General features: G+C 77.6%; 5 protein-coding genes. All 5 read left to right on the top strand.

Going from position 1 to position 13,055, the window contains the following annotated elements; genetic code table 11:
• Positions 1–336 precede the first annotated feature (336 nt).
• The 5 genes from ACIA8O_RS30810 (at position 337) to ACIA8O_RS30790 (ending at position 12,986) form a co-directional block, all read left to right on the top strand.
• A complete protein-coding gene (locus ACIA8O_RS30810) occupies positions 337–1,206 on the top strand; it encodes a DUF4132 domain-containing protein (protein WP_396297267.1) in 870 nt (289 codons plus the stop codon).
• Positions 1,203–6,143 carry a DNA-binding protein gene (locus ACIA8O_RS30805; protein ID WP_396297266.1) on the top strand — a complete coding sequence of 1,647 codons (4,941 nt, stop codon included), beginning with the start codon at positions 1,203–1,205 and terminating at the stop codon, positions 6,141–6,143. The genes ACIA8O_RS30810 and ACIA8O_RS30805 overlap by 4 nt, the downstream gene beginning before the upstream one ends.
• 71 nt (positions 6,144–6,214) lie before the next feature.
• Complete coding sequence (locus ACIA8O_RS30800; RefSeq protein WP_396297265.1) at positions 6,215–7,378, top strand: AAA family ATPase; 1,164 nt, start codon at positions 6,215–6,217, stop codon at positions 7,376–7,378.
• A gap of 47 nt (positions 7,379–7,425) precedes the next feature.
• On the top strand, positions 7,426–10,965 hold the full coding sequence (locus tag ACIA8O_RS30795; protein ID WP_396297433.1) for a DUF5682 family protein: 3,540 nt from the start codon (positions 7,426–7,428) through the stop codon (positions 10,963–10,965).
• Positions 10,962–12,986, top strand: coding sequence for a hypothetical protein (locus ACIA8O_RS30790; RefSeq protein WP_396297264.1), 2,025 nt, complete (start codon positions 10,962–10,964; stop codon positions 12,984–12,986). Before ACIA8O_RS30795 ends, ACIA8O_RS30790 begins: the two co-directional genes overlap by 4 nt.
• Positions 12,987–13,055 lie beyond the last annotated feature (69 nt).

Below are 13,055 nucleotides of genomic sequence, written 5' to 3'. Positions count from 1 at the left end.
TTCCGACCGGGGGGAGAGAACTGCGGAGAATGCGGTGGCGATCGCCACGAGATCCGTTTCCCCACCGGCATCGTGACTGTTCAGCAGCACCACCGGAATTCCCGGAAACCGCCCGGCGCCGCGGCCGCACGCCGGATGAATGCGAACCCGCCCCGCATTCCGCCGCCCTGACACCCCCTCGGCCCGGGCACCCCGGCGGGGCCCCTGGGGAGCGGACTGTCCGTCCGAGCCGCTAGCTTTGCCGCAACACCGCACGGAGTGTCCGACTCCCTCCGTCTCTGCGGTGGTTTTCGACGACTTGACACGTACGTGGCACGAGATCGAGGTGTGGAGCGCATGGGCTGGCTGGCAGCTGGCGAGGGGTACGAGATATCCCTGGTGGAGGGCAAGGTGACGGCACGTTCGACGTCCGGGCGGGCAGCGGGACGGGAGTTGAAGACCCTGCCCAAGGCCGTCCGCGAACATCCGGAGACGGAGAAGCTGCGCCGCTTCGCCGAATGGCTGGACCGGCACGCCGCCTCCTGCGTGGCGCAGGCGGACGCCTGGATGGTCTCCTCCCTCCCCGTCCCGACCGGGCTGCTGGCCCGGGTCTGGCCGGACGCCGCCTGGCAGGCCGCGCTGCGCGACCTGGTGGTGGTCGGCGCGGACGAGACCGAGGTCGGCCTGCTGCGCGACGTCACCGCCGAGGGCGAGCTGCGGCTGGTGGACCTGGACGGCGAGACCGTCCGGATCTCCCCCGCCACCGTCACCTTCCCGCACCCGGTGCTGCTGCCGGACCTGGCGGACCTGCGCGAGTTCGCCGCCGAGCTCGGCGTCGTGCAGGGCGTGGAGCAGATCCACCGCGCCACCTGGGAGCGCCCGGCCGAGTTCGCCGAGAACGTCACCGAGGTCAAGGACTTCGCGGGCGGCCGGTTCCCGTCCCGCTTCGGCCTGGCCGCCCGCGCCACCTCGCTCGGTTACAAGGTGACCGGCGGCTACGCCTCCACCCGGGTCCGCGACGGGCTGCGCACCCTGGAGGCCAACGTCTGGATCGGCGAGCCCTACTGGGACGGCGACTCGGAGACCGGCGGGCTCAGCTGGCACGGCGAGGACGGCCGGGCACTGCCGCTGCGCGAGGTCGGCGCGGTGGCCTGGTCGGAGGGGATGCGGATGGCCGCGGCGCTGTACGCCGGCCGTTCGGTGCAGCAGGAGGGCGAGGACGCATGAGCGGGACCACCACCGAGGACGGCGCGACGATGAGCACGGGGACGACCCTGACCGAGGCCCAGGCCGAGGAGCTGCTGCTGGCCGGTGCGGTGCTGCCGCCCGGCACCGAGGGCGCGGGCCGCCGCGCGGTGCCGCTGACCGCGCGCACCTACCACCACCCCGCCGTCGAGGGCCGGGTCGTGGTCCGCCTGGTCCCGGCCGAGCTGGGCGCCGCCGAGGACCTGGCGGCCGGCTACCTCGGTCTGGCCCCGCAGGGCGAGCCCGCCGAGGTCGGCCTCGGCATGCGCCAGGCGCTCGGCTTCCCGGAGTGGGTGCTCGCCCACCACCCGGCGGACGGCCACCACGCGCTCGGCGTCATGCCGGAGTTGGAGCGGATCGCCCGCCAGGCGAAGTCCAAGCCGAAGGCCGCGCTGGACGCCTACCAGGAGCTGGCCGGGCGCCTGGCCGCCGCCGTGCCGCACTTCCTGCCCACCTTCTACGAGCAGGCCGGCCGGGTCTTCCTCGGGGTGGAGAACGTCACCTACGCCTCCCAGATGTTCACCAAGGCCCGCCGCGCCGAGGCGCAGCACGGCCTGGCCCTGGACGAGGAGCGCCTGGACGCGGTCTTCCTGGAGTTCGCGCTGGCGGGCGCACTGCCCGTCAAGGTGCTCTCCGGGTACGGCAAGGAGCTGACCGCCCGGGTGTCGGCCGAGGAGGCGTTCGCCCGCTTCCGCGAGCTGTGCGTGCGCCGCACGGCCGGCGGCCTGCAGCCCTCCGCGCAGATGGCGACCGACCTGCGCCGCCTGGCCAGGTCGGCCGGCCTGGACCCGGACACGGCCGAGGGCGAGTACCTCGCCGAGCTGCTGGAGCTGCCGGCCACCCTGCGGGCGGCGGCCGGCTGGTGGAAGGGCCACCGGAGCGCGCTGATCGCGCTGGGCCGCCGCGACGAGGCGGTGCGCGGCCGGCTGCTGAACCTGATGCCGACCGGCGACGACTACGAACTCCCGGGCCTGTGGCTGGAGATCCTCTCTGAGTCGGGCGCGGACGCGGGCCTGGTCGACGTCTCGCTGCCCGAGGCGCAGCGCCCGGCCGACGGGAGCGCGGGCTGGTTCCGCCGGTTCACCACGTGGCGGAACCGGGGCTGGTACCAGGTGGCGCGGATCCCCGTGCTGCACCCGCTGACCGAGCGGATGGCCGAGGTGCTGCGGGCCGAGCTGGCGGGCACCGGGGAGGTGCTGCCGCTGCTCCCGTCCGACGTCGACCTGGTGGACCAACTCCTCTCGCTGGAGCTTCCGTTGGAGGAGCCGAAGGAGAACACCACGCTGTTCCTGGAGGCGTGGGCGCAGCAGGAGGAGGGCCGCCGCGACCTGCTGGCGCTGGCCGCCGACGAGCGGTTCCACCAGGCGTTCCGCCGGGGGCTGGACCGGATCTCGGACGACCACGAGGGCCGGATCGCCCTCTCCGTGCTGGCCGGCTCCCCCGGCGGCCGCCCGCTGCTGGCCGAGTGGACCGCGACGGTGGCGAGGAGCTCCGCGGCCGCCGGGCTGCCCGGTCTGCCGAGCGCCCTCTCCCGGCTGGGCTGGCTGCCGGGCGAGGTGCTGGCGCTGGCCGAGGAGGAGGTGCGGGAGGCCGCGGCCTTCGACCTCGGGGAGACCCTTGCCAAGGCGCTGCGGGCCGGCGTCATGGACGAACTGGGCTGGGACGCCTGGGACTCGGCCACCTCGGAGCTGGTGCCGCGCAAGGACGTGGACGAGATCATCGTGGCGGACGCCTGGCCGTACCTGATCGCGGCCGGCCCGTCCCAGGCCCGGGTGCTGGGGGCCGACGGCGCCGTGCTCACCCACGACCTGCGGATCCCGGCCGGGGACTCCGGCGGCCGGGACCGGGGCTACCTCTACACCGACGGCTCGCTGCTGGTGCAGTGGGACTCGCGGGCCAACAACCACCGCTCGACCGGCTACTGGCACACCGCCGCGGACCGGACCTTCGCCTTCGGCGAGCGCACCGAGTCCCGCGGCATGCGGACCACCTGGCTGGGCGCGCTGCGCAGCCACGGACTGCCGCTGGCCGGCGGCGGGTTCACCACCGGCATGGGCGTGGTGCACGTCGGTGACACGGCCCTGCCGGGTGACCGGGCGATCGTCTCCGACGGCACCTCGTTCTGGGTCTGGGAGGACCCGGGCGGCACCGACCCGTACACCTGGTTCGAGTACGACCCCGCGAGCAACACCACCGGCCGCGCCTCGCTGCCCGCCTTCCTGGCCGACGCCGCCAAGGACGACCCGGCCGGCAGCCGCCGGATCGGCGGCTGGCTGCTGCCCACCGCCGACGCCGCCGAGGGCCCGTCCTCCGGCCCGGCGGGCGGTCTGCTCGGCTGGCGCACCGTCAAGCTGGCGGACGGCCGGTACCGGGGCGAGGACATGGCGGGCCGTCAGGTCTTCCTGCCCGAGGACGCGGAGTCCCCCGACGCCCTGGTGGTCTTCCCCGGCGCCGAGCGGCCGGTCGCCGTGGTGCGCGGCAGCTACCGGGCCAAGCTGTACCAGGAGGACGGCAGCCTGCTGGCCGAGATGCGCACGGACGACGTGCCGGGCGAGTTCGCCGAGGGCACGCCGCTGCTGCCGCCGATGCGGTACTGGCACCGGCTGCGCCCGCGCGACGAGGCGGGCTCGCTCGCCCTGCGCGCGATGGACCGGGAGACCGCCTCCGCGCTGCTCAGGGCCGCGGTCGCGGCGGACGGCCCCCGGCCGGGCGACCTCCAGGTCACCCTGGCCGTGCTGCTGCCGCAGGTGACGCACCCGGCGCTGCGGGCCGGCCTGGCCGGCGTGCTGCGCTACGCCGCCCGCCAGCAGGCCGTGCTGGACCAGGTGACGGTGCGGCTCACCGAGCGGCTGAACGGCGGCCCGAGCACCGACGCGCCGACCGGCCCGGCCGACGTGGAGCTCTCGGCGGCGCTCAGCGGCACCGGGCTGCTGTCCCGCTGGTGGGGACGGCACGCGACCCACTACGTCTCGGGCCAGTTCGCCTTCCTGGAGGCCGCCGCCCGGCCGGAGTCGCCCGCCCTGCCGGCCGGCACCCTGCACGTGGACTGCCCGGAGACCCCGTACAAGGCGGTCCCCTGGGAGCAGTTGCCGCTGCTGGCGGAGGCGGCGGCGCTGCGGGCCGCCACCGCCCCGGACGGGGACCAGCGGGAGGCGGCCGCCTGGTTCGCCGGGCGGCTGGCCGGGCTGGGCCTGACCGGATCGGCGCCGCACTGGCGCAAGGCGGTGCTGGAGCTGGCGGGCCATCACCTGCTGGGCCCGGACGGGGACCACCGCGGCGGCGGTCGGGACGCGCTGCTGGCGCTGGGCGGCGGGGCGTTCGTGCTGTTCGCCGACACCCGGCAGCTGACGGACGGTTCGACCGTCTCCACCGTGCTCCTGCACGACCCGGCGGGGCTGTTCGAGGTGCCCTCGCCGTACACCGTCCACTCGATCGGCGAGGTCGGCACCGGCGGCCCGGAGGGCGTGGTCGCGGCCACCCTGGAGCTGGCGGCCGAGCGCGGCCCGGCGCCGTGGCGGCCGGCGGCGGCCGAGCGGTTCGCCGAGCTGACCGGTGTGACGCCGACCCTGGCCGCGCTGGTGGTGGCCGGTCTGCCGCAGGTGGACTCGCACGAGCGGAACTTCCTGTCGGCCGAGGCCCGGACCGCCCTCGGGCTGAAGGTGGCCGAGGCCGCCGTGGCCCGGGACGAGCTGCGGGCGGTGGCGACGGAGACCCGTCAGCACCTGATCCGCGCCCTGCTGCCGGCCGACCCGGCCGCGCTCTGGGAGGACGGCCCGGACGTCGAGGCCGTCGCCGCGGTCTGGGTCCAGGCCCTCGGCCGCCGCCTGGCGGTGCCGGAGGCCCTGCTGGCCGACGCGGTGAAGGGCCTGCGCACCTCCTGGACGGTCGGCCAGGCGCTGGCGGCGGTCCTGGAGCCGGACGCGGCCGAGGAGTTGGCCAAGGACCTGGACTGGACGGTGCGCGGCGACCGCTGCGTGCCGGTCGAGTCCGGTGCGAGCGGCTTCACCGCGAACATCCTGACCGGCGCGCTGGCCACCGCCGCCTGGCTGGCCCACCGGCTGCCCGCCGGCGACCCGCTGCGCGCCGCCCTCCCGGCCGCGCTGGCCGCCGTCCGGGCCCGGCTGGCCCACCCGGGGCTGATCCTGGACTTCGGACGGTACGTCAGCCTGCCGGACTTCAAGAAGTCGGCGGGCGCGCCGACCGAGGTGGGCGAGGGTTACGAGCGCTACGGCGCCGTGATCATGGCCACCCACGACGACCGCCCCGCACCGGGCATCCGCACGGCGCTGCTCGACTCCGCCGGGCAGGACCCGTACCTGCCGGTGCTGCGCGGCGACGGCGGGCCCTTCGCCGCCGAGGTGGCACTGCGGCTCGCCGCGTCCGCCGACTTCGCCGCGCTGCTGGCCGACCCGGGCGCCCCGGCGGCCGGCGAGGCGGGTGCGGACGGCACCTGGTGGCCGCAGGACCCGTCCCGTTCGGTGCCGGAGCTGGTCGCCGGGGTCCGCGAGGCGCACGGGCTCGGCGAGGACGCCGCGGTGCTCTACCTGATGCTGCTGGCCATGCCCGACCCGACGGACAAGAACACCGCCCGCTGGACCGGCTGGCGCCCGGCCCGGCTGAAGGCGGCGCGGGCCGAACTGGCCGCCACCGACCTGGTGGTGACGGCCACCCGGACCAGGGCGGGCCGCTCGCTCTTCCTGCCCGGCGCCTGGACCGAGCGGCGCACCCCGTACCTGCCGCTGGAGACCTGGAAGCTCCCGCTGCTCGGCGAGCTCGCGGAGGAGGACGTGCCGCTCGGCACCCTGGTGCCGGGCGCGCCGGCGGCCGAGCTGTACCGCCGGGCCTGGCAGCGGATCCAGGACGGCGACCTGCCGCGCTTCGAGGAGCTCAAGGTGAAGCGCGCCGGCCGGCGCCGCTGACCCTCCGTCACATCCCCCGGCCGGGGTGCGGCCCCCGCCGCACCCCGGCCCCCATCACCGAGGAACCCTTCATGACCACCGTCACCGAACAGCCCGCCCGGCAGGTCCTCCCCGCCGAGGAGAAGCACGCCGAGGAGCTGGCCTTCCTGGCCGCCCACGACAACGGCCCGCGTCCGCCGGGCTGGGCGCTCACCCCGGCCGCCGTCGTCACCTTCGTCTGCGGCAGCGACGGGGCGCTCACCCTCACCCCCGCCCGCCGCAAGGGCACCGGGCTGCCCGCCTCGCTGACCGTCAGCCGCAAGTTCGTCGGCGACCGCGCGCTGGTCGAGCGCTGCGTCGTCACCCTGGCCGGGGAGCGCGGCCTGCTGCTGGTCGGCGAGCCCGGCACCGCCAAGTCGATGCTCTCCGAGCTGCTCTCGGCCGCCGTCAGCGGCACCAGCGAGCTGACCGTCCAGGGCACCGCCGGCACCACCGAGGACGCCTTCCGCTACGGCTGGAACTACGCGCTGCTGCTGGCCCAGGGCCCCACCCCGCAGGCGCTGGTCGCCTCGCCGGTGCTGACCGCGATGCGCACCGGGAAGGTCGCCCGGATCGAGGAGGTGACGCGCTGCCTGCCCGAGGTCCAGGACGCGCTGGTCTCCATCCTCTCCGACCGCCGGGTCTCCGTCCCCGAGCTGGCCGGCACCCCGGACGCCACGGTGCCCGCCACCCCCGGCTTCACCGTGATCGCCACCGCCAACCTGCGGGACCGGGGCGTCTCCGAGATGTCCGCCGCGCTCAAGCGCCGCTTCAACTTCGAGACCGTGGAGCCGATCGCGGACGCGGACGCCGAGACCGCCCTGGTGCGGGAGCGGGCGGGCGCCGCCGTCGAGCGGGCCGGGGCCGCGTTCGGCGTCGACGACGCCGTGCTCGACGCGCTGGTGACGGTCTTCCGCGACCTGCGCAGCGGCCGCTCCGCCGAGGGCTGGGACGTCGAGCGCCCCGGCACCGTGATGTCCACCGCCGAGGCCGTCCAGGTCGCCTCCTCCCTGGGCCTGGCCCGCGCCTACCTCCCCGGCACCTCCGCCGACGCCCTCGACCTGATGCCCGGTCACCTCCTCGGCGCCGTCCGCAAGGACGACCCCGCCGACCACGCCCGCCTCCTCGGCTACTGGGACGGCCCCGTCCGCCGCCGCGCCGAGGACGGCTCGGCCCTGTGGCGCCGCCTCTGGGACCTGCGGGAGAACCTCCGGTGACCGACGCACTGACCACCGCCGCACCGACGGCGGACCCGCGCGAGGCGATGGCCGAACTCGCCGACGGGGACGGGCCGTTCCTGATCGGGGTGCGGCACCACAGCCCGGCGCTGGCCGCCGTGCTGCCGCAGCTGTTGGAGGGCGCCGCACCGCAGGTGCTCTGCGTCGAGCTGCCCGCCGACTTCGACCGCTGGCTGCCCCACCTGGCCGACCCCGGCACCGTCGCCCCCGTGGCGCTGGCCGGGGCCGGGGCGGACGGGCGGCTCGGGTTCTACCCGTTCGCGGACTTCTCCCCCGAGCTGGCCGCGATCCGCTGGGCGCACCGCAACGGTGTCGAAGTCCGCTGCTGCGACCTGCCGTTGGGCGATCCGGGCTGGTCGGCCCACGGTCCGTCCGAGGACGGCCCGGAACGCCCCGGCCCGTCCTGGGCCGACGGACTGGCCGCCGGGAACACCGGGCGTGCCGGTGACGACCTGTGGGACCGGACCGTGGAGGTCCGGGCCCCGGGCAGCACGCCCGAGGCCGTCCGCCGCGCCGCCCTGGCCGTCGGCTGGGCCCTGCGCCAGGACTCCGCCGAGCGCGGCGGCGTCCCGGCCGTGGACCTGGCCCGCGAGGCGCACATGCGCCGGGTGGTCGCGGAGGCCGCCGGGGGCGGGCGCCGGGTCGCCGTCCTGGTCGGCTCCTTCCACGCCGCCGCGCTCACCCCTTCGGCCTTCCGCGCCACGGAGGCCGGGCCCTCCCCGGACGGCGCGGCGGACGGCGCCCCCGGGGCCGGGACGGGCACCTTCACTGCCCAGCCCGCCGCCCCGTCCGACGCCCCCGAGGTGACGACCTCTCTGGTGCCGTACACCTTCGGCCTGTTGGACGCCCGCTCCGGCTACCCCGCCGGCATCCGGGACCCGCGCTGGCAGCAGGCCGTCCTCACCGCGGGCGGCTCCCCCGAGCGGGTGCAGGAGGCCGCCGCCCGGACCATCACCGAGGTCTGCCGGGAGCTGCGCGCCGCCGGCCACCCCGCCGGCACCGGCGAGGCCGCCGAGACGCTCCGCCTGGCCGGTGACCTGGCCCGGCTGCGCGGCCTGCCCGCCCCCGGCCGGGGCGAGCTGCTGGAGTCCGTCACCACCGTGCTCGGCCAGGGTGAACTCCTGGGCCGCGGCAGGGCCTTGGCCCGCGCCCTGGAGACCGTGATGGTCGGCACCGACCGGGGCCGGACGGCCCCGGGCACGCCCCGGTCGGGCCTCGGCCCGGCCGTGGAGGCGGAGCTCGCCGAGCTGCGCCTGCCGGCCCCGGAGGACCCGGACTCCCGCGAGCTCCGGCTGGACCCGCTGCGCTCCGCCCTCGACCGCCGCCGCGAGACGCTGCTCCAGCGTCTGGAGGTCTGCGGCGCGGGCTACGCGGACCGCGTCGCCGTCTCCGGCACCGGCGACGGCAGCGCCCTCGGCACCCGCTGGCGGGCGGCCTGGACGCCCGGTGTCCCGGCCCGCTTGGACCTCGCGGGGGTGCGCGGCGTGACGGTCGAACAGGCCGCCACCGGCACCCTGCGCGAGCGGGCCCGCCAGCAGGCCGCCGACGGCGGCCCCAGCTGCGCGCAGCTGCTCGACGGGCTGCGCGCCGCCGCCCTCTGCGACCTCCCCGCCCTGGTGGCGGAGCGGCTCGCCGAGGCGGCGGAGGCCCTGCCGGCCGCCGCCTCCCTGCCCGAACTGCTGTCCGCCCTCGACCTGTTGGAGGCCCTGCGCCTCGGCCACCTGCCCGGCGCCACCGACCCCACCCGCGCCGAGGCGGCCGTCCTCGCCGAGACCCTGCTGGACGCCGCCGTGCGCGGCCTGCCCGGCCTGGCCGGGAGCGAGGACCTCGCCGACGCCGCCGCGCTCACCGCCCTGGCCACCCGCGCCGCCGAGCACCGCCTCGGCCTGCGGTTGGACGGCGCCCTGGCCGAACTGGCCGCCACCGGTTCGCCGTTGGTGCAGGGCGCGGCACTGGCCGCCCGGGTGCTGCTCGACCTGGACGCCCCGGAGTTGGTCGGCACCCGCACCGCCGGGTGGATCGACACCGCCACCCACCCGGACGCCCGGCGCCGGCTCGCCCGGCACCTGGCCGGGCTGCTCACCGCGGGCGGCCCGCTGCTCCAGTACGCGCCGACCGCCCTCTCCCCGCTGCTGGACCGCGTCGACCACCTCCCCGACCAGGGCTTCCTGGACCGGCTGCCCGCCCTGCGGGCCGGGTTCGACGCGCTCAGCCCGGCCGCGCGCGGCCGCCTGCTGGGCGAGGTCACCGAACGGCTCGGCGAGCAGCCCGACCTCACCCTGACGGCCGCGCCCGGGCTGCTCGCCCTCTGGACGGCCGCCGACACCGCCGCCGCCGCGGCCCTCGCCACCCTCGGCCTCGGTGCCACCGGGGCCGGAACAGCCGAAGCCCCCTCCCCGGGAGCGGAACCGGAGGTGGAGCCGGCCGAGCCCCGGCAGGCCGACCCGAAGGCCCTGCTGGCCCCCGTCGACCGCTGGCGGCTGCTGCTCGGGCGCGAGCCGGAGAAGCTGGCGAACGGCGCCCGCCGCTACGCCAACGCCCTGGACGAGCTCTACGGCACCGGCCGGGGCGAGGGCGCCGACGACCTGTCGGCCGGTGACGGCGGCGGGAGCGACGCCTCCTTCCCGACCGCGCGCGAGTGGTCCGAGGAGCTGGCGGCGCTGTTCGGCGCCGAGGTCCGTGAGGAGGTGCTCGGCAGCGCGGCCGAGGCCGGACGCACGGACGTGCTGGCCGAGTTGGACCCGGCCTCGGTCCGCCCCTCGGTCGAGCTGCTGAGCTCGGTGCTCAACCTGGCCGGCGGCCTGCCCGAGGCCAGGATCGCGAGCCTGCGTCCGCTGGTGCGCCGTCTGGTCGAGGAGCTGGCCAAGGAGTTGGCCACCCGGCTGCGCCCGGCCCTGCACGGTCTGGCCAACCCCCGCCCGACCCACCGCCCCGGCGGCAGGCTCGACCTGCCGCGCACCCTGCGCGCCAACCTGGCGCACACCCAGCGGCTGGCCGACGGCCGCACCGTCGTCCTCCCCGAACGGCCGGTCTTCTCCACCCGGGCCCGCAAGGAGGCCGACTGGCGGCTGGTGCTGGTGGTGGACGTCTCCGGCTCGATGGAGGCCTCCGTCATCTGGTCCGCCCTCACCGCCGCCGTGCTCGGCGGGGTGCCGACGCTCTCCACCCACTTCCTGGCCTTCTCCACCGAGATCGCCGACCTCACCGAGCGGGTGGACGACCCGCTCTCCCTCCTGCTGGAGGTCCGGGTCGGCGGCGGCACCCACATCGCCAAGGCGCTGGCCCACGCCCGCTCCCTGGTGACCGTGCCCAGCCGCACCCTGGTGGTCGTGGTCAGCGACTTCGAGGAGGGCGGCTCGGTCGGCGGCCTGCTGGCCGAGGTCCGCGCCCTGGCCTCCTCCGGGGTGCACCTGATGGGCTGTGCGGCGCTGGACGACACCGGTGCCCCGCGCTACTCGGTGCCGATCGCGCGGCAGCTCGTCGCCGCCGGGATGCCGGTGGCCGCCCTCAGTCCCCTCGCCCTGGCCCGCTGGGTCGGCGACCGTCTCCGCGGGGAGCACCGATGACCGCAGCCGACACCACCGCCCTGCCGCCCGCGGCACCGGAGTTGACGGCCGCCGCCGTGGGCGCCCTCACCTCCCGGCTGGCCAAGAAGCTCGACGCCACCGTGGAGCAGTACGCCCAGCTCCCGGTGGAGCCGGCCGAGGGCGGCGGGGTGACGGTCCGCTGCGGCGAGGACGCCGTGGTGACCCTGGCCCCGGGCCCGGACGGGGTGCTCCGCACCGAGGAGCAGGCGAGCTGCGGCTGCCTGCTCGCGCCGCGCTGCCTGCACCGGGCCGCGCTGCTCCAGCTCTGCCCGCTGGCCGACGCCGCGGCTCCGGAGGCCGTCGCACCGCCGTCGTCGGCGCCCGGGGCACCGGCGACGGCGGACGGCCCGGCCCCCGAGCCGACGCAGCCCGCGCAGTCCGTGCAGCCGGCCGCCGAGCCGGAGGCCCCCGCGACGGCAACCGCCGCCCAGGTCAAGGCGGCTGACTCCCTGTGGGCGGCGGCCGCGGCGGTCCTCGCCGCCGGCCTGCCCTCCGCCGGGGCGGTGCCGCAGGCGGAGCTCCTGCGCGCCGCCCACACCGCCCGCCTGGCCGGCCTGCTCCGGGCCGAGGCGGCGGCCCTGCGGGTGGTGCGCGGTCTGCGCGGCGCGCGGGCCCGCACCGGCAGCCGTCCGCTGGCCGGCCTGACCGCCGCGCTGCGCGAACTCCTGCTCACCACCGCCCTGGTGCGGGCCGGACGCGGTGACGCCGCACTGGTCGGCACCGCCCGGCGGGCCTACCAGGCGGGCGGTGCGCTCCGGGTGACCGGGGTGTTCCGCGAGCCGGTGCTCACCGCCACCGGGTACGGCGGCGTGGTCACCCATCTGGTGGACGCGGACGGCCGGTGGTACTCGGTCGCCGACGTCCGCCCGGGCGGCCCGGGCCGGGCCCGGGGCGCGGCCGACGCGCCGGTGGCGATCGGGGCGGCCGCGATGGACCACCGGCAGCTCTCGTACGGCGGTCTGCTGATCTCGGGCGCCACCGTCTCGGCGGACGGCCGGCTCGGCTCCGGCAAGGGCGTCAAGGCCAATCCGGTGCCCGGACTCCCGTGGACGGCGGGCCCGTTGGCCGCGCTGTTCACCCGCCCGCTGGCCGAGGCGGCCGCCGAACGCCTCGGCGACGGCCCGCTCGCCGACCCGGCGGACGACTCCCGGCAACGGCAGCCCGTCGGCTGCGACGTGGTCCTCCTCGGCGCCGTCGGCGACGCGGTCCTGGCCCGCGCCGTCGCCCCGGCCCCTGCCGCCGCCCCCGGAGGCACGACCGGCGGCACGACCGGCGGCACCGCCGCCCTGGAGGCCCCCGCCGGGAGCGGCCCGGCCCCCGACCCGGCCGAACCCGCCGCCCCGGCCGCGCTCGCCGCGGACGACCGCGCGTACGGCCCGGTGCTGCGCCTGGCCGCCGCGCACGGCCACCCAGAGCTGTCCCACGCCGAGAACCTGCGCCAACTGGCCGCTCACCCGGGCACCTTGGTCCGGGTCCTCGGCCGGGTCGACCCCGACCGGGTGGCCACCCTGCGGGTGCTGGCCGTCGCGCCGGTGCCGGGCGAGGACCCGGAGCTGACGCTCCGTCTGCCCGACGCCTGGAACGGCCGCGCCGACCTCGGCTACGACCGCCTGGTGGGCGCGCACTTCCCGCCGGCCACCGGGGCGACGGCCGGCGCCGGCTCCCCGGGCCCCGACCCGCTGACGGACTCGCCGCTCTGGCGGCTGCGGCGACTGGTCGAGCTCGGCGTGGCCGGCGGCCGGCGGGCCGTCGCGGAGTCCGCCCGTACCGGCGGGGCGCGGACCGATGCCGCCGCGCTGACCCGTTCCGGCTTCCAGCGGGCGGCCGCCCTGGGCACGGCCCTCGCCGAGGCGGCGGACCGGCGCGGCCGGGACGTGTTCGGCCGTCTGACGGACGACGCGGGCGACGCGTACGCGGAGAGCTGGCTGGCAGCCGCTCTCCAACTGACGCTCGCCGAGCGTGAGTTGGTGCGGAGCTCCTGGCGTTCCCCGGAGCACTGACGACTGCGGGGAGGGGGCGGCGCCCGTGCCGGGTGCCGCCCCCTCCCCGCTCCGGCTCCCCGCTGCGGC

The organism is Kitasatospora sp. NPDC051853, assembly GCF_044452665.1.
Lineage (GTDB): Bacteria > Actinomycetota > Actinomycetes > Streptomycetales > Streptomycetaceae > Kitasatospora.
The sequence above is the reverse complement of the archived record's forward strand: the minus strand, read 5'-3'. Positions and strand labels throughout refer to the sequence as shown.